Raw genomic sequence first — 17,106 nt, forward strand, 5'->3', positions numbered from 1 at the left:
CGGCGTCAGCCGAGCAGCGGGAACCAGCCGGCGGCCTCGCCCAGCTCCAGCCGGTCCCGGTCGGTGAGCGGCACCCGCCCGGCGGCCTTCAGCAGGTAGTCGTGGTCGTCCCAACCGGCCGGCCGTACCGCGTCGTCGCTGAGCAGGCCGTCCATCGTGGTCACCGCGACCCGCGTCGGGTCCGCCGCCGGCCGCGGCGCGTCCGGCAGGTCCACCACCAGGTCCAGGTGATGGATGACCGCCTCGGTGGTCAGGGTGGCGAGCAGATGAGGTACGCGCAGCACATGCCCCTGCGTGGTCACGTACCCGTCGGGGTCCGCGGCGGTGGCCGCGCGGACGGCGGCGGGTGCGGTGTCGGCCCAGAGGCGGACCACGCTCGTCGGCCGGTCGAAGGCGGCGGCGGAGCGGCGTGCCCACCAGGCGTGCCGGGCGCCCGCGTCGTCGTCGTCGGGGGTGAAGGCGCGCCAGTAGCTGACGTCGTCCACGTCGGCCGGTCCGGGCGCGGGGCTGGCCAGGGCGACGAGCGCGCGCTGGGCGTCGCAGAGCACGTGGAAGAGCAGGTCGGCGACGACCCAGCCACGGCATCGGGTGGGCCGTTGCAGGCCGGCGTCGTCCAGCGGTGCGACCACTGCGGTGATGCCGTCGTACGCCTGGGCCAGCGCCTCGTGCTGCCGGATCGGGCTCATGCCGTGCAGCCTGCCACGGTGGGGCGGGTGCGGCACGGCGACGAGCGCGCCGGGTCGATGCGGTGCACCGGCCCGGCGTGCGCGTGCCCGGCGGTCAGTCGAACAGTTCGCCGAGGAAGCCGTGCTTCTTCTTCCGCCGGTAGTGGCCGTGGTAGCCGTAGTGCTGCTGCTGGCTGTGGCCGTACGCGGGCTGCGCGTAGCCGTGGCCGGGCGGCGGCGGAGGAGGGGGCGGGGGGACGGCGCCGTAGCCGGGCTGGTGCGGCGCGGCGGCGGGCGGGGGCGGCGGGGGCGGCGGGTAGCCGGCACCGGACGGGGCGGGCTGCCGGGCGCCGCCGTGCTGCTGGTTCCAGTTGGCCTCGGCATCGAACAGCTTTTCCAGCTCGCCGCGGTCGAGGAAGATGCCCCGGCATTCGCCGCACTGGTCGATGACTACTCCGCTGCGCTCGTACTGGCGCATTTCTCCGCGGCACTTGGGACAGGTCATCTGCATGACAACGACGGTACCGGGTGTTTTCACGCAGTGGCGGTCAGCGCCTGCGTGACCTCGTCGTCGGAGACCTCGTGGAAGTCCTCGTAGTACCCGCCGACGGCGGCGAAGTCGTGCGGGAGTTGGCAGCTCACGACCGTGTCGGCCGCGGCGGCGAGCATGTCGTACGCCTGCTCGGAACCGACGGGGACGGCGACCAGGACGCGGGTGGCGCCGAGGTGGCGGGCGACCTGGACGGCGGCGCGGGCGGTGGCGCCGGTGGCGAGTCCGTCGTCCACGATGACGGCGGTGCGCCCGGTGAGGTCGAGCGGTGGGCGGCCGCCGCGGTAGCGCTGTTCGCGGCGGTCCAGTTCGGCCTGTTCGCGGCGGCGGACCTGGGCCCTGTCGTTCTCGCTGATCCGGCCGGCGACCATGTCGTTGAGGACCTGCACGCCGCCGGGGCCGAGCGCGCCGTACGCGACCTCGGGCGCCCAGGGCACGCCGAGTTTGCGGACGACGAGCACGTCCAGGGGTGCGCCGAGCCGGTCGGCGACCACCCGGGCGACGGGTACGCCGCCGCGGACCAGGCCGAGCACGAGGACGTCGGGCCGGCCGGCGAGGTCGGCGAGTCGCTCGGCGAGTTCACGTCCCGCCTCGGTCCGGTCGCGGTAGGTGGTCATTCCTCAGGTGTACGCCTTCCGGCCGGGTCGCGCGGGGCGGTTGCCGGGAATGTCGCCCTGTCGTCCGGTCGGGTGAGCGCCAGCGCGGGGGCGAGGACGAGCAGGGCGGCCGGGTAGAGCAGGTAGCCGAAGCGGGTGGAGGGCATCAGCAGGATCGCGGCGAGCAGCCCGTACCCGCAGATGAGGGCCGTGGCGGCGGCGGTGCGGGGCGGGCGGCGCAGCAGCCGGACGGCGATGGCTGCTCCGGCGGCGACGAGCAGCGCGGCGGCGACGGCGCGGCCGGCCGGGAGTGTCTCGGCGATGAGGTGTCCGGGGAAGGGCGACTGGGCGGGGCTGGTGACGAGGCCGTGGCCGAGCGGGAAGCGCAGGACGTTCTCGACGAGGGCGTCGCGGTCGACGAGCAGGACCGGGACCAGGGCGAGGACGGGCAGGCCGACGGCGCCGAGGGCGGTGCGGGTCGCGGACCGGCGGGTGGCGGCCCAGCAGATCAGCACGACGGCGATCGGCCAGGCGAAGAGTTTGAGGGCGCCGGCGGCGCCGACCGCGAGGCCGGCCCGGCCGGGCCGGCCGGCGGCGGCGAGCGCGAGGGCGAGGAGGCAGAGCGCGAGTACGGGGAGGTCGTCGCCGCCGGTGGCGAGGGTGAGCGCGCAGACGGGCAGGACGGTGGCGGCCTGGACGGCGCGCAGGACGGCGGCGTCGCGGCGGGGTGCGTCCGGGCCGCCGCCGGTGCGCAGCGTGGCGACGAGGGCGACGACTGTGAGTGCGGTGACCACGGCGAACCAGACGCGGGAGTCGGTCCACCAGGTGTCCAGGGCGGCGCGGGGCAGCCCGAACAGCGCCATGCCGGGCTGGTACGGGGTGTAGCCGAGGAGTTGTTCGCCGGGTGGCAGGGCAGCGATGGCGTCGGGTCCGAGGTAGGGGGTGCCGTGTTCGGCGAGGCGGGCGCCGGCGTGTTCGACGACGATCACCTCCTCCTGGGCGCGGTCGGTGCGTCCGCCGGCGCGTTCGATGCTCTGCGTGACGACCGGCAGGAGCGCGGTGGCGGCCCAGGTGAGACCGGCGACGGTCCAGCGTGCGGGCAGCCCGGCCAAGGGGGTGCCGGGGTGGCGGCGGCGGGCGAGCAGTTGGGTGGTGGCGGCGAGCGTGGCGAGGGCGTACCCGATGGTGGCGACGGCGCCCCAGGCGCGGTGCGGGGGGAGTGTTGAGGTGGCGGCGGTGATCGCGGCGAAGACGGTGGCGGCGGCGTAGAGGCCCAGGTCGAGGGCGAGGCCGCCGGCGGCGGTGTCGAGTGCCGACCAGCGGCGGGAGACGGGGGTTGCCGGGTCGGCGTGGGCGGTCACGCGGGCCAGTGTGGCAGACCGGCGGGGTGCCCCGGCCGGGTCAGGGTTGCCGGGCGTCGGTGGCGGTGGGGGGTGCCGGGCGGGTGCGGCCGGTGCGGCGGCCGGGGAGGCGGATGACGGCGCCGGTGTCGTGCAGCGCGGGTGCGAGCGCGCCGGTCCGGCCGCCGTGGCCGCGTTGGAGGGTGGCGAGCAGCGCGGCGGCGGGTAGCGGGCGGGCGAACAGGTGGCCCTGTCCGGCGGCGCAGCCGAGTTCCCAGAGAGCGCGGCGTTGCGGTTCGCTCTCCACGCCTTCGGCGACGACGGTGAGGTCGAGGCTGCGGCCGAGGTCGAGGGTGGAGCGGATGACGGCGGCGGCTTCGGGGGCGGTCTCCATGGCGCCGGCGAAGCTGCGGTCGATCTTCAGTTCGTGTACGGGGATGCGGGAGAGCAGGGAGAGCGACGAGTATCCGGTGCCGAAGTCGTCGAGTGCGAGCCGGACGCCGGAGTCGCGTAGCCGGCTGAGGACGCGGTCGACGACGTCGAGTTGGCTGAGTGTGAGTGTCTCGGTCAGTTCCAGCACGAGGCGGTCGGGCGGGAGGTCGTGGGCGCGCAGCCGGGCCAGGACGGCGCCGGGGAAGCGGGCGTCGAGGAGGCTGCGTGGGGACACGTTCACCGAGACGGGCAGGTCGAAGCCGGCGTCGCGCCAGGAGCCGGCGGCGATGAGCGCCTGGTCGAGGATCGCCTCGGCGAACGCGGGGAGGAGCCCGGACCGTTCGACGGCTTCGAGGAAGCGCAGCGGGTCGATGAGCCCGTGGGTGGGGTGGTGCCAGCGGGCCAGGGCCTCGGCGCCGATCACCTCGCCGCTCGCCAGGTCGACGATGGGCTGGAAGTTGACGGTGAACTCGTGGTCGGCGACGGCGCGGGGCAGTTCGCCGCCGAGGGTGAGCCGGCTCAGGTCGGCGGTGTCGCGGGCCGGTGCGTAGGTGGCGACGCGTTGCCCGGCGCGTTTGGCCTGGTACATGGCCACGTCGGCGCGTCGCAGCAGTTCCGCCATGCCGCCGGTGGCGGGGGCGACAGCGATGCCGCCGCTGGCCTCCACGCTGATCCGCATGCCGTCGAGGTCGAGCGGGTCGTGCAGTGCCGCGAGCAGGGCTTCGGCGCGGTGGGCGGCGACGGCCGGGGCGGGCAGGCCGCGCAGGAGGACGGCGAACTCGTCGCCGCCGAGCCGGGCGACCAGGTCGTCGGGGTTCGCGGCGTCGCGCAGCCGCTCGGCGACCTGGATCAGTACCCGGTCACCGGCGCCGTGCCCGAGGGTGTCGTTGACCTCCTTGAAGTGGTTGAGGTCGATCAGCACCAGGGCGGTGACGCCGTCGGCGTGCCGGGTGGTGAGCTGGGCGCTGCCCTCGTCGAGCAGGTGCCGGCGGTTGGACAGGCCGGTGAGGGCGTCGTGGGTGGCGGCGTAGGCGTGGTCCTCGGCGATGCGGGCGAGTTCGGCGTACGCCTGGGCGTTGCGGACCGCGGTGCACAGGGCGGAGGCGAAGGTACGCAGGGTGTACTGCTCCCGCTCGGAGAGTTCCACCGGACCGGCGAACCGCAGCCGCAGGACGCCGACGTCGTCGGTCCGGTCGTGGCCCTCCAGGGCGACCGGCATGACCTGACCGTCGACGGCGCTGGGCTGGGGGGCGACTCCGTCGTACGCGATGTTCGTGCTGTTGCCCCGGATGGTGCGTCCGCCGTCGCGCAGCTCGATCTCGACCTCGTCGGCGGAGAAGAGTTCGCTGGCTTCGGTGACCGCCGTGGTGAGCACCTGGTCGAGGTCGACCACGTTGAGGGCGTCGGTGGTCCGGGCCAGGCGCTGCCATGCCTGTTGCTCGGTGCGGGTGCGGATCCGGGCGGAGTAGGCCAGGTGCAGGCTGAGGACCAGCGGAGGCACGGCGAGCAGTAAACGGGGGTCGGCCCGCAGGATGAGGACGGTGCACGCGGCCACGAGGAAGCGGACAGCGAACCCGGCGACCCGCAGGTCGAGGTCGGTACGGAACTGGCGGGCGATGGGCGTCCCGGACGCGAGGGCGATGACCGGCATGGCCAGGAGATCGTCGAGTAGCGCCGCTACCAGGTAGACGACCCCCAGCAGCAGCAGGATGTGGAGCGGCTCATGGGGTGGCCAGATCCCGCCGAACAGCAGTGTGACGAGCGCGCTGCCGCCGGCGACCAGCGTGTGCTTCGCGACGGCGAACGTCGTCTTGATGGGCGCCAACCGAGTGACTGATCCGCAGCCCACACCGACGCCGGTTGCCAGGATTACCCAGGAGGCCGGGGCGACGGCGAGACCGATGACGATCGCGGTCTCGACCCAGGCGAAGGCCAAGGTGGTCGACCGTATGCGCAACGGGGTCTTGATCACCGTGGCCAAGGCGACCGTCACCACCAAAGCTGTGACGGTCACGAGATCACGGACCGAATCGGGCGGCTGGTTCCGGACGGTGAGCAGGGCGGCGAGCACGACGAACGCCGCGCAGCCGCTCACGCTGTACACGAGCAGGCGCAGAGGCGGTTCGACAACCCTTCGACTGTCCGCCGTTCGGCTCAACCGGCATCACCCGCCGCTCACCGTCGGAATGCGATGAGCGGCAGCCTACCTCTTCGCCGGGGCCGTGAGAACCTTCAGGTCCATTCGGTGCTACGCATTGATCGCCCCTCCTCAGATATCAATTGGATCGTGATTGCAGATGGCCGGAGTTCTCTCAGGTCCATTCGGTGCTGCGCATTGTCACGACCCTCCTCGGATATCTCTGTTTGGGCGGTTGAGGCGCCCCCTGTTCCCTTGAAGAGCAGGTTAGAGCGAGGTGAGGCTGATAAGAAAGCATTAATGTCGGTATGCGCAATATAAGTAACTATTGCGGATTAAATGACGTTCTGTCCATGCGCTGTAAGCGGAGCGGAGCCGACCGTATGCTTCACGTACCCGCCCAGTCGCTCAGCGCCATGGGAAAGGCCAAAGCCTCTCTCGTCGCCTGTAGCGTCGCCGTGACGGCTGGACATTACAACCGTTGCTCGGGCGGCTTTCATCGTCGGGACGGATGAGGAGTGGCGGTGCGTGGCCCCCCTGGATGGGGCAACGGCCTTGCGGCCGATCGATTACGCTGCGGCCTGGGCGTGGACGGGAGCCGACTGAGGCTGGAACAGCACCATGGAAATCCAAGTTGTCGGTGGTTTGGCGGTGCGGCTCGGCACGGCCGACCTTTCGCTCGGGACACCCAAACAGCAGTTGGTGTTGGCGCTACTGATTGTGCGGGCCAACCAGTTGGTCCCGGTGCACGAACTGGTTGACGAGCTGTGGCCCGACGGCCCACCCCGCTCCGCGATCGCCAACGCGCGGACCTACGCCGCCAACCTGCGGCGAGGCCTCGACTCGTCCGGGGTCGAGAGGCTCAGGATTGTCCGTGAACAAGGTGGCTACCGCCTTGTCGCCGACGAGAATCTGATCGACCTGCACCGGCGGACCGCGCGCTGGCGCCAGGGCCGGGAGCTGATGCGTGCGGGAGAACCGGCGCAGGCGATCACGTTGCTGAAGGATGCGGTTGATGCTGCAGATCCACTGCTCGCGGGGTTGACGCTGGGGCCGGTGCTGACCGTCCGGCGGGAAGCGATGAACCAGGAACGCCGTGCAACGCTGGAGCTGCTGGCGGAGGCCCACCTCAGCATGGGGAATCCGGAATCGGCGGTGTCGTTTCTGCGGGATCAGGTCCCGCGCGAGCCGCTTTGGGAACGAGCACAGTGTCTCCTGATGCGTGCCCTCATCGGGGCCGGTGACGCAGGTGGCGCCCTCGCCGTCTACCGCGCCACTCGCGAAGCGTTGTCCGACCAGCTCGGGGTGGCACCCAGCGCGGAGATGGAGCGACTTCGGATGGCGGCGACCCAGGCTCGACGCCGGATTCCGGAATCGGCGCGCGAGGTGGAGCCCATCCGGAGTGGTGCTCATAAGCGCAATTGGTTGCCACGAACGGTGATGAATTTCGTCGGCCGGGAGGAAACGGTCGATCGATTGTTGTACGAAGTGGGCGAGGCTTCCGGGCAAGGTCCGACGATCCGGGTGATCGACGGCATGGCGGGCTGCGGCAAGACGACTCTCGCCCTGCACGTGGCCTCCCGGTCGGCCGAGCGCTTCCCCGACGGGCAACTCTTCGTCGACCTGCGGGGACACAGCGCGCGAACACGGACGAACGAGGCCCCCACCGTCAATTTCCCCCCAGCGAATCGACGGTGGGGCGTCGTGCATCGGCACCCGAAACGGCGCTCCTCCCCGCCGCCGGCCGCCTCACCCCGCGGCGTCGTACCCGGCGGATAGGGTCGGGCCGTGACCGAACCCGCGCAGCTCACCCACGTCGACCCGGCCGGTGCGGCCCGGATGGTCGACGTCTCCGCCAAGCCGGTCTCGGGCCGGCTCGCGGTCGCCGCCGGCCGCCTGCGCACCACCGCCGAGGTGGTGGAGTTGCTGCGCCGCGACGGCCTGCCCAAGGGCGACGCGCTCGCCGTCGGCCGGCTCGCCGGCATCATGGGCGCCAAGCGCACACCGGACCTGATCCCGCTCTGCCACCCGATCGCGCTGCACGGCGTCACCGTCGACCTCGACCTCACCGCCGACACGGTGGAGATCACCGCCACCGCGAAGACCGCCGACCGCACCGGCGTGGAGATGGAGGCCCTGACCGCCGTGGCGGTCGCCGGGCTCGCCCTGGTCGACATGGTGAAGGCCGTCGACCCGGCCGCCTCGGTGGACGCCGTCCGGGTGCTCCGCAAGGAGGGCGGCAAGACCGGCGAGTGGGTCCGGCCGGAGGACCGGCCGTGATCCGGGCCCGGGTGATCGTGGCGTCCAACCGGGCCGCCGCCGGGGTGTACGAGGACACCAGCGGCCCGCTGCTCGTGACCGGGCTGCGCGAGCTGGGCTGCGAGGTCGACGCCCCGGTGGTGGTGCCGGACGGCGAACCGGTCGGCGACGCCCTGCGTGCCGCCCGCGCCGACGGCGTCGACGTGGTGCTGACCAGCGGCGGCACCGGCATCACGCCGACCGACCGCACGCCCGAGGTGACCCGGGCGCTGCTCGACTACGAGATCCCCGGCATCGCCGAGGCGATCCGCGCGCACAGCCGCGACGCAGTGCCGACCGCGGCGCTGTCCCGCGGGCTGGCCGGGGTGACCGGCCGGACGCTCGTGGTCAACCTGCCCGGTTCACGCGGCGGCGCCCGGGACGGCCTGGCCGTGCTCGGGCCGATCCTGCGGCACGCCGTCGACCAGCTTCGCGGCGGCGACCACTGAACCCGCGAGGCACGTGCTCCGGCGTTAGGCTCGCCGGATGAGCACGGAAACCGAAGCCGCCGCGGCCGAGGCGGCCACGCCACCCCCGGCCGGGTGGGAGGAGGCCCGCTCCCGGGTGTACGCGGTGGGCCTGTCCGCCGCGCTCCCCGCTGTCGCCCGTCCGCTGGCCGAGGCCGACGGGCACACGCTGGCCGAGCCGCTGACCACGCGTACCGACCTGCCCGCGTTCCCCACCTCCAGCGTGGACGGCTGGGCGGTGCGCGGCCCGGGGCCGTGGCGGGTCGTCGGGCGGGTGCTCGCCGGGCACACCGCACCGCCGCTGGAGGCGGACGGCAGCACCGTCGAGATCGCCACCGGCGCGATGGTGCCCGAGGGCACGACGGCGATCCTGCGGATCGAGGAGTCGGCGCGTACGGCGGACGGCCTGGTGTCCGGCACGCCCCGACCAGCACCGGAGTGGCGGGAGCCGGGTGAGGAGGCGCACCTCGGGGAGGAGCTGCTGCCCGCCGGCACGCCCGTCGACCCGGCGGTGATCGGCCTGGCCGCCTCCTGCGGGCACGACACGCTGCGGGTCCGCCGCCCACCCCGGGCCGCGCTGCTGGTCTTCGGCGACGAACTGCTCACCTCGGGTCCGCCCGGCGCGGGCCGGGTCCGGGACGCGCTCGGCCCGTCGGTGCCGGCATGGCTGCGTCGCTACGGCTGCCAGATGCGCGCCGCCGACGTGGTCGGGCCGGTCGCCGACACGCTGCCCGCGCACGTGGCGGCGTTGCGCGGCGCGCTCGCCAACGCCGACCTGGTGTGCACCACCGGCGGCACCATGCACGGCCCGGTCGACCACCTGCACCCGACGCTGGAGGCGCTCGGCGCCGACTACGTGGTGAACACCGTCGCGGTGCGCCCGGGTTTTCCGATGCTGCTCGCCCGCCTGGTGGACGGCGACGGCCGGGTGCGGTTCGTGGCCGGCCTGCCCGGCAATCCGCAGTCGGCGGTGGTGGCGCTCGTGTCGCTCGTCGCGCCCCTGCTCGCCGGTCTCACCGGCCGGCCGATGCCGGTGCTGCCGCACGTGACGCTCGCCGAGCCCATTCCCGGGCGCGGTGACTACACCCACCTGGCACTCGCCCGCCGGGACCGCGTCGCCGGCACCGCGTACCCGGTGCGGCACGTCGGCTCGGCGATGCTGCGCGGACTGGCCGGCGCGGACGGGTTCGCGGTGATCCGGCCCGGCACCAGCGGCGCGGCCGGTGACCGCGTGCCGTTCGTGCCGCTGCCACTGACCCCCGGGGAGCGATTCGGGTGAGCGCGACGAACGAACCGACGGGAGACGTCGTGACAGTGGACGCAGGCATGGTGCTCGGCACGGTGACCGACCGGCCGCTCGACCTGGCCGAACACGAGGCGGCGGTGGCCGACCGCCGGGCCGGTGCGGTGGTGTCCTTCCAGGGCGTGGTCCGCGACCACGACCACGGGCGGGCGGTCACCCGGCTGGAGTACGAGGGCCACCCCACCGCCGAGGCGGTGCTGCGCGAGGTGGCGGCCGAGGTCGCGGCCGACCCGCAGGTGTACGCGGTGGCGGTGTCGCATCGGATCGGCCCGCTGGAGATCGGGGACGTGGCGCTGGTGGCGGCGGTCAGCACGGCGCACCGGGCCGCCGCGTTCGCGGCCTGCGCACGGCTGGTCGACGAGGTGAAGGCCCGGCTGCCGATCTGGAAGCGCCAGGTTTTCGACGACGGCACCGAGGAGTGGGTGAACTGCCCCTGAGGGCTCAGCGCCGGGCGGCGAGCGCGGCGGTACGGCCCCACCGGTCGTGGTAGAACGCCGGCTCCGCGCCGGGTCGCCACGGCAGCGCCGCCACGAGCACGATCAGTGCGATGGCCAGGGAGTTCTCCATCAGCGCGCCGAACAGGCCGTCCTGGTAGTGGGACACCTCGGGGAGCTGGTGCTCGTACGGCCAGATCGGTGAGATCAGGAACAGCAGGTAGAGCCCGAGCGCGCCGACGCCGTGGCGGAGCCCGGTGAGCGTCGGGTACCAGATCGGCGGACGCAGTGCCGGCACCCCGTTGGCCGACGGGCCGCCGGTGCCGCGCAGCGGCAGGCCACGGCTGGCGTCGCGGCGGCGGACCGCGGCGTCGGCCAGCACGATGATCGCCGGGATGACCCAGATCAGGTGATGCGACCAGGAGATCGGGCTGATCACGTTGGCGGTGAGCCCGACCAGCGTGAACGCGGTCAGCTCGTCGCCGTCGGCGCGGGCGCTCATCGCGCGGGAGAGGCCCAGCGCCAGGATCAGCACCGAGAACGCCAGCCAGAGCAGGCCGGGCGTCTCGATCGAGTCGTAGAGCCGCGCCAGCAGACCGGCGAGGGACTGGTTGGCGGTCATGTCCGCCGCGCCGACCCGTTCGGTCTGCCAGAGCACACCGGCGAAGTACGCGCGGGACTCCTCACCGACCACACCGAACGTCGCGACTGTCACGCCGGTCGTGGTGGCGACAGCGGTGAGCGCGGCCCGCCACTGCCGGGTCAGCATCAGGTAGGCCACGAACAGCGCCGGGGTGAGCTTGACCGCGGTGGCGAGCCCGATCCCGACACCGGCCCAGGCGCCGCTGTAGACGAACCGGGCCAGCGGCGAATCGGCGGTCTCGTAGTGGGTGCCCCGCTTGGCCCGCCAGCGCAGGCCCACCATGTCCGCCATGATCAGCGCGAACAGCAGCAGGTTGACCTGCCCGTAGCCGAGCGTCTCCCGGGACGGCTCGATGGCGACGGCGAGCGGGGTGGCGATGCCGACCGTGAACCAGAGCGGCCAGCCGAGCCGATCCACGACGGGACGCAGCAGCGCCGCGAGGACGACGGCGAGTGCGCCGATGCTGGCGAGCGCGTTGACGAAGCCGGCGCCGTCGACCGGCAGCCAGGACATCGGCAGCATGACCAGGGCGGCGAACGGCGGGTAGGTGAAGCCCAGCGTGGTCGAGGGCGCGACGAAGTCGTACAGCTCGTTGCCGCCGGCCCACCACAGCACGGCGCCGTGGTAGATCTTCATGTCGAAGAAGTTGTACGGCCGTCCGAAGGCGCCGATGGCGAGCCACGCGGCGTACGACACGGCGGCGACGACGCCGAGACGCACGACGATCCGGCGGTCGACGCGGGAGGTCGGAGCGAGGCGGTTGGTCCGTCTACCGACTGTCGTCGGCATGGCGTGGCCACCCCCGTACCAAGGTCGTCGTACCCGTCCAGGTCCAGCACGGAGCCTAGAACGGCGCCTCACGTTGCTGCCTCCCGCGTTACGCGACCGTGTCCGATCCCACACGTGTTTGCGACATTTCCACCGCGTTAACGGGTCTCGGACGGTTCAGGTGATTGGTGGCCTTGCGGGGGGTGGTGGGCCGTACGAAATGCCTGGTCAGCCGGGCATGCGGCGGGCGGTGGCCGCGGAGCGTACCGCGATCTTCGCCTCGCGACGCGCGGTACGGACCGCGCGCTTGACCGACCGGCGCGAGTGGTCGATCCGGTGGCCGGCGCGCCAGCGCAGGCCCGGCTTGCCCTCGGTGTCGGCGGCGGCGAGGAGGAGGCCACCGAGCAGGCCGACGTTCTTCAGGAAGTGAACCTGGTTGTTGTTGCGGGCGGCCGGGTCGTCGTTGGTCCAGAAGGGGTGACCGGCGGCGGTCGTCGGAACCAGCGTGCCCGCGAGCACCAGCGCGGCCGGGCGGGTGAACCGGCCGGTCGCGAGCATCAGGCCGCCGACGAGCTGGGTGGCGGCGTTGGCCCGGATGAGCGAGACCGTGTCGGTGGGGATGCGGGGGTGCACGTTCCGGATGAGCGGAGCGACCTTCCCGGTGACCGGTTCCGCAGCCTGCACCAGACGTTCCGGGTTGCGCAGGTTGCGGGCGCCGCTGACCACGAAGATGCCGCTCAACATGACTCGGGCGAGGGAGCGCACGGGCTTCATGGCTCAGTCTTACCCCGTCGAGGGCGTCGTCATCCCCGCAACACACGAAAGGTATCGGCCGACGTGGACGTCCGAACGGTATCGATTTCAGCGACCGTCGCGGATGGACCGGTCGCGTTCGGTAAGGTCGCGCGGGTGACGACGCTGCGACTGCGCCCGGAGGGCCCCGCCGACGAGGCGCCGGTGGCCCGGGTGCTGGCCGCCGCCTTCGCCCGCCCCGACGTGGCCACCCCACCGGAGGTCGGCCTGGTCGAGGAGCTGCGGCACAGCCCGGCGTGGGTCCCGGAGCTGGCCATGGTCGCCGAGTACGGCGGCGAGGTGGTGGCGTACGCGCTGCTCACGCGCGTGGGCGTACGCACCGACGACGGTCGTACGTGGCCGGCGCTGGCCCTGGGTCCGGTGGCGGCGGCACGGCACCGGCAGCGGCTGGGGCACGGCACGGCGGCGGTGCAGGCGGCGCTGGACGCGGCAGCCGAGTTGGGCGAGCGGCTGGTGGTGGTGCTGGGGGATCCGGCGTACTACCGGCGGTTCGGGTTCGGCCCGGCGGACCGGCTGGGCCTGACCAGCCCCTGGTCCGGGCTGGGTGAGCCGTGGCAGGCGCTGGTGCTGCCGCCGACGGTGAGCGAGGAGCCGCCACCGCCGGCCGGCGAGGTGGTCTTCCCGCCACCGTGGTCGCGCGTCTGAGGCCGTTTCAGAGCAGCCGTCAGGCGGGCTGGGTGCGCAGGTAGCGGCCGAAGTGCGGCACGGTGAACGCCACCGTCCCCCGCTCGCCGGAGTAGATCAGCCCCTTCTTGATCAGCGCGTCCCGGGCCGGGGACAGGCTGGCCGGCTTGCGGCCGAGCGCGCGGGCGATCTCGGCGGTCGGCACCGCCGCGTCCATGTCGTCCCGGCCGCCCTCCTCGCCGTCGACCAGCGCCAGCGTGGCCATCGCGCGCATGTACTCGCGTTCGGCCGGCGTGGCCCGCTCGAACCGGGAACCGAAGAACCCCACCGCCAGCTCGGCCTCCGCCTCGGGCGCGGCGACCCGGACGTCCGCCGCGGTGATCGGCGAGCGGGGCGCGTGGTCCCAGGTTGCCTTGCCGTACGCCTGGACGAAGTAGGGATAGCCGCCGGACTTCTCGTAGAGCAGGTCGAGGGCTTTCTGCTCGTACTCGACCTCCTCCCGCTCGGCCGGGGCGCAGAGTGCCTGGTCGGCGGCGATCCGGTCGAGCCGGTCGATGCGCTGGTAGCGGTAGAGCCGCTCGGAGTAGGACTTGGCGGCGCTGAGGACCGCGGGCAGGTGCGGCAGGCCCGCGCCCACGACGATGAGCGGCGCGCCGAGCTGGGACAGCTCGTGGCAGGCGGCGCAGAGCGCGGAGACGTCCTCGGCGCCGACGTCCTGCATCTCGTCGATGAAGATCGCGATGCCGGTGCCGACGTCGGTGGCGACCGCCGCCGCGTCGCTGAGCAGTTCGACCAGGTCGATCTCGATGTCGCCGGAGTCGGCGCGCCCGCTGCTCGCCGGTACGTCGATGCCGGGCTGCCAGCGGTCGCGCAGCTTGGGCGCCGCGCTGCCGCGCCCGGTGGGGGCGGAGCGTTGCGCGAACGCCTTGAGGACGCCGAGGAACGCGTCGATCCGGTCCGGGGCGCGGTGCCGGGGTGCCAGTTCGCGGACCGCCATGTGGAGCGCGGCGGCGATCGGGCGGCGCAGCGACTGGTCCGGCCGGGCCTCGATCTTGCCGGTGCCCCAGAGGTGGCTGATCGCCTCGGAGCGCAGCGTGTTGAGCAGGACCGTCTTGCCCACCCCACGCAGGCCGGTGAGCATCAGGCTGCGTTCGGGCCGGCCGCGGGCGATCCGTTCCAGCACCACGTCGAAGACGTCCAGTTCCCGCCCCCGCCCGGCGAGTTCGGGCGGGCGCTGGCCGGCGCCCGGTGCGTACGGGTTGCGGACCGGATCCACGAATCGCACAGTATCGGGTTCTCTAGCGACCAGGCTAGATGCGCGTAGAGGCGGCTACCGCGTGTCGGCCTCGATACAAAACTAGGGCTGTCTAGCATCCACGCTAGACAGCCCTAGTTTTGGTTACCGACAGGCGGACAGGGTCAGCGGCGCTTCAGGCAGAGCACGAAGTCGAGCGTGTCCAGCTCGCTGTCGAAGAAGTACCAGTCGGTGTAACCGGCCACCTTCCCGCACTTGGCCTCCGCGTCCTTCTTGCCGCTCGTCGCGCCGTCGATGCGGCGCAGCACCTCGTACGTCTTCGGGGCGCAGTCGGCGATCACCAGCTTCGGCTGGCCGCCGCCGCCCTCGTTGGCGACGCACTGGCCCGCCTTGACGAAGCGCGGATCGGTCGAGGAGGCCGGGGCCGCCGTCGTGGGCGTCGTGTCGGCCGGCTCGCTCGGCGCGGCCTCACCGGTCGGATCCGCGGCCGGCGCGGTGGCAGCGGTCGTGCCGCCGGTCGGGGTCTGCTCGTCCCGGCCCAGCATCCAGTACGCCCCGGCGCCGCCCAGCAGCAGCACGGCCAGCACGACCACCACCACCACCAGCGGGCCCTTGCCCCGCTTCGGCGGCGGCGTCGGCTCGGCGTACGGCGGAAGCCCACCGCCGTACTGCGGTCCGGCGTAGGGGTCACCCGGTTGGCCCTGCTGCGGGGACCAGGCCGAACCCGGCTCGAAGCGCTGCGTCGGCGGCCCGTACTGATCGGCCGGCGGCCCGTACCGGTCGGCGGGCCCGTACTGGTCGGGCGGCCCGTACTGGTCGGCGGGGCCGTACTGGTCGGCAGGGCCGTACGGCCGCGCGCCCGGCGGCGGGCCGTACCGCGGATCCGGCTGCGGGGCGTAACGCGGGTCGCCCTGCGGGGCGTAGCGGGGGTCGGGCTGCGGGGCGTAGCCGTCGTCGGGCCGTCCCCACGGCTCGGGAGAGCCGCCACCCGGTGGACCGAAGTTCGACATGAACGCCTCCTGCGTACGCCAGTGCTGAGAGGCCGGCCACCAACTGGGGACGCCGACGCCGTGGCCACCGTAGCGTGGTCAGACGATGAGCTCACGCCCCACGAGTGCGACGAACGTTGTCGATTCCGCGACGCCGCCCGCCCGCACCGCCCTGATCTGGACCGCACTCGTGCTGGTCTACCTGCTCTGGGGCTCGACGTACCTGGGCATCCGGGTCGCTGTCGAGTCGTTGCCGCCGCTCATTTCGGCGGCGATGCGGTTCGCCGCCGCCGCGGTGGTGCTCGCCGTGGTGCTGCGCCTGCGACGCGGACCCGGTGCGTTGCGGGTGCCCGCGCGCCGCGTCGGCTCCGCCGCGCTCATCGGCGTGCTGCTGCTGGCGGGCGGCAACGGACTGGTGGTGCTCGCCGAGTCCGGCCCGCCCGGGACCGCCGTACCGTCCGGTGTCGCGGCGTTGCTCGTCGCCACCGTGCCGCTGCTCGTGGTGCTGCTGCGCACGGCGGGTGGCGACCGGCCACGACCGTGGACGTTCGCCGGGGTGGCCCTCGGCTTCGCCGGTCTGGTCCTGCTCGTGCTGCCCCGGGACGGTGTCGACGGTGTGCCGGTGGCCGGTGCGCTCACAGTGGTCGCCGCCGCGACGAGCTGGTCGGTCGGCTCGTACCTGTCCGGCAGGATCGCGATGCCCGCCGACCCGTTCGTGGCCACCGTCTACGAGATGGTCGCCGGTGCGACGGTGCTCGCGCTCGTCGGGGTGGCCCGCGGGGAGCTGCGCGGCTTCTCCTTCGCCGACGTGACCGGGCGGTCCTGGGCGGCGATGGCCTACCTGATGGTGGCCGGATCGCTCGTCGCCTTCACCGCGTACGTCTGGCTGCTCGCCCACGCGCCGATCTCCCTGGTCTCCACGTACGCGTACGTGAATCCGGTGGTCGCGGTGGCGCTCGGCGCGTTGTTCGTCGCGGAACCGATCACCTCGCAGGTGCTGATGGGCGGCGCGGTCATCGTGGTCGGCGTGGCGGTGGTGGTGAGCACCGAGCGGCCCCGCCGGTCCCCGCCACCAGCCGTCGACGGGACGGCCGGGGAGCCGGCCGGGCGGTAGCGTCCCGGCCGTGTCGGCGCTGCTGGTGACGGGGATCGCGCTGCTCGGCGCACCAGCCGGGTGGGCGGCGGTGCCGGTCGGCCGGTCGCTCGTCCCAGTGCCCCCTGGCGACGCTCCGCGCCGGAGCGCGCTCGCCCTGGTCGGTGTCGTGGTGTTCGGCGGGCTCGCCGCCACCAGGGGCACCGACCCGGCGCTGCCCGCGCTGCTGCTGGTCGCCGCCGTCGGGCTGGTTCTCGCCGTCACCGACGTGACGGCGCTGCGGCTGCCCGACCCGCTGGTCGGCGTGGTCGCGCTCGGCGGCGGGCTCGGCCTGATCGCGGCCACGGCGGCGACCGGCGAACCGCGCCGCCTGGCCGTCGCGGTGGGCGGGGCCGCGCTCTCCTTCGTCGGGTACGCGCTGCTGGCCCTGCTGCCCCGCGCCCGGCTCGGCTTCGGCGACGTGAAGCTCGCCGCCGCGCTCGGGCTGCCGCTGGGCTGGCTCGGCTGGCCGGCACTGCGGCTCGGCCTGTTCCTGCCGCACGTGCTCGCCGGAGTGGCGGTGCTCGTCCTGCTCGCCGCCGGCCGGGTACGCCGGGACACGCCGGTGCCGTTCGGCCCGGCGCTGCTCGGCGGCGCGTGGCTCGCCGCCGTCCTCACCTGATCGCCGCCGGCCGGCCCGGCCCGTGTTCGTGGCCCGCC

General features: G+C 73.5%; 17 protein-coding genes. 8 read left to right on the forward strand and 9 right to left on the reverse strand.

Annotated elements, in window-relative coordinates:
* Positions 1-5: 5 nt before the first annotated feature.
* From O7604_RS09785 to O7604_RS09805, 5 genes are all read right to left on the reverse strand, one after another.
* Positions 6-686, reverse strand: a complete 681-nt coding sequence (locus O7604_RS09785; protein ID WP_281579469.1) for a maleylpyruvate isomerase N-terminal domain-containing protein — start codon at positions 684-686, stop codon at positions 6-8.
* A 94-nt stretch (positions 687-780) separates the two neighbouring features.
* Positions 781-1,176 (reverse strand): zf-TFIIB domain-containing protein, encoded by a 396-nt coding sequence (locus O7604_RS09790; RefSeq protein ID WP_281579470.1) that lies wholly within the window; start codon positions 1,174-1,176, stop codon positions 781-783.
* Between the two features lie 23 nt (positions 1,177-1,199).
* On the reverse strand, positions 1,200-1,832 hold the full coding sequence (locus O7604_RS09795; protein WP_281579471.1) for a phosphoribosyltransferase: 633 nt from the start codon (positions 1,830-1,832) through the stop codon (positions 1,200-1,202).
* Complete coding sequence (locus O7604_RS09800) at positions 1,829-3,172, reverse strand: glycosyltransferase 87 family protein (RefSeq protein WP_281579472.1); 1,344 nt, start codon at positions 3,170-3,172, stop codon at positions 1,829-1,831. Before O7604_RS09800 ends, O7604_RS09795 begins: the two co-directional genes overlap by 4 nt.
* A gap of 40 nt (positions 3,173-3,212) precedes the next feature.
* Positions 3,213-5,699: a bifunctional diguanylate cyclase/phosphodiesterase gene (locus O7604_RS09805; RefSeq protein ID WP_281579941.1), complete on the reverse strand. Its 2,487-nt coding sequence runs from the start codon at positions 5,697-5,699 to the stop codon at positions 3,213-3,215.
* A 642-nt stretch (positions 5,700-6,341) separates the two neighbouring features.
* Between O7604_RS09805 and O7604_RS09810 the strand changes: the two genes are divergently transcribed.
* The 5 genes from O7604_RS09810 to O7604_RS09830 are packed head-to-tail and all read left to right on the forward strand — an operon-like array spanning position 6,342 to position 10,225.
* On the forward strand, positions 6,342-7,499 hold the full coding sequence (locus O7604_RS09810) for a BTAD domain-containing putative transcriptional regulator (protein WP_281579473.1): 1,158 nt from the start codon (positions 6,342-6,344) through the stop codon (positions 7,497-7,499).
* Positions 7,500-7,508: 9 nt separating this feature from the next.
* The gene (gene moaC / locus O7604_RS09815; protein WP_013289345.1) at positions 7,509-8,000 is read left to right on the forward strand and encodes a cyclic pyranopterin monophosphate synthase MoaC; all 492 of its coding nucleotides are present in this window, start codon (positions 7,509-7,511) and stop codon (positions 7,998-8,000) included.
* Positions 7,997-8,467, forward strand: coding sequence for a MogA/MoaB family molybdenum cofactor biosynthesis protein (locus O7604_RS09820; protein ID WP_269703386.1), 471 nt, complete (start codon positions 7,997-7,999; stop codon positions 8,465-8,467). The genes moaC and O7604_RS09820 overlap by 4 nt, the downstream gene beginning before the upstream one ends.
* 37 nt (positions 8,468-8,504) lie before the next feature.
* Positions 8,505-9,764 (forward strand): molybdopterin molybdotransferase MoeA, encoded by a 1,260-nt coding sequence (locus O7604_RS09825; protein ID WP_269703388.1) that lies wholly within the window; start codon positions 8,505-8,507, stop codon positions 9,762-9,764.
* 47 nt (positions 9,765-9,811) lie between these two features.
* Positions 9,812-10,225: a molybdenum cofactor biosynthesis protein MoaE gene (locus O7604_RS09830; protein WP_269706962.1), complete on the forward strand. Its 414-nt coding sequence runs from the start codon at positions 9,812-9,814 to the stop codon at positions 10,223-10,225.
* Positions 10,226-10,229: 4 nt separating this feature from the next.
* On the opposite strand, the gene O7604_RS09835 is transcribed toward O7604_RS09830, so the two are convergent.
* A complete protein-coding gene (locus O7604_RS09835) occupies positions 10,230-11,654 on the reverse strand; it encodes a glycosyltransferase 87 family protein (protein ID WP_269703390.1) in 1,425 nt (474 codons plus the stop codon).
* Between the two features lie 207 nt (positions 11,655-11,861).
* Entirely contained in the window at positions 11,862-12,407 is a 546-nt protein-coding gene (locus O7604_RS09840) for a DoxX family protein (RefSeq protein ID WP_281579474.1), read from the reverse strand.
* Between the two features lie 135 nt (positions 12,408-12,542).
* Between O7604_RS09840 and O7604_RS09845 the strand changes: the two genes are divergently transcribed.
* A complete protein-coding gene (locus O7604_RS09845; protein WP_281579475.1) occupies positions 12,543-13,091 on the forward strand; it encodes an N-acetyltransferase in 549 nt (182 codons plus the stop codon).
* Positions 13,092-13,110: 19 nt separating this feature from the next.
* Here O7604_RS09845 and O7604_RS09850 read toward each other — a convergent pair whose 3' ends face one another.
* Both O7604_RS09850 and O7604_RS09855 read right to left on the reverse strand, forming a co-directional pair.
* Positions 13,111-14,346 carry an ATP-binding protein gene (locus O7604_RS09850; RefSeq protein ID WP_269703393.1) on the reverse strand — a complete coding sequence of 412 codons (1,236 nt, stop codon included), beginning with the start codon at positions 14,344-14,346 and terminating at the stop codon, positions 13,111-13,113.
* A gap of 143 nt (positions 14,347-14,489) precedes the next feature.
* Positions 14,490-15,335, reverse strand: coding sequence for a flagellar basal body protein FliL (locus O7604_RS09855; protein ID WP_269703394.1), 846 nt, complete (start codon positions 15,333-15,335; stop codon positions 14,490-14,492).
* 85 nt (positions 15,336-15,420) lie between these two features.
* Between O7604_RS09855 and O7604_RS09860 the strand changes: the two genes are divergently transcribed.
* Positions 15,421-16,428: an EamA family transporter gene (locus O7604_RS09860; protein WP_269703396.1), complete on the forward strand. Its 1,008-nt coding sequence runs from the start codon at positions 15,421-15,423 to the stop codon at positions 16,426-16,428.
* A gap of 10 nt (positions 16,429-16,438) precedes the next feature.
* Complete coding sequence (locus O7604_RS09865) at positions 16,439-17,068, forward strand: A24 family peptidase (RefSeq protein WP_281579476.1); 630 nt, start codon at positions 16,439-16,441, stop codon at positions 17,066-17,068.
* Positions 17,069-17,106 lie beyond the last annotated feature (38 nt).

This window comes from Micromonospora sp. WMMA1947, from assembly GCF_027497355.1.
In the GTDB taxonomy this organism is placed as follows: domain Bacteria; phylum Actinomycetota; class Actinomycetes; order Mycobacteriales; family Micromonosporaceae; genus Micromonospora.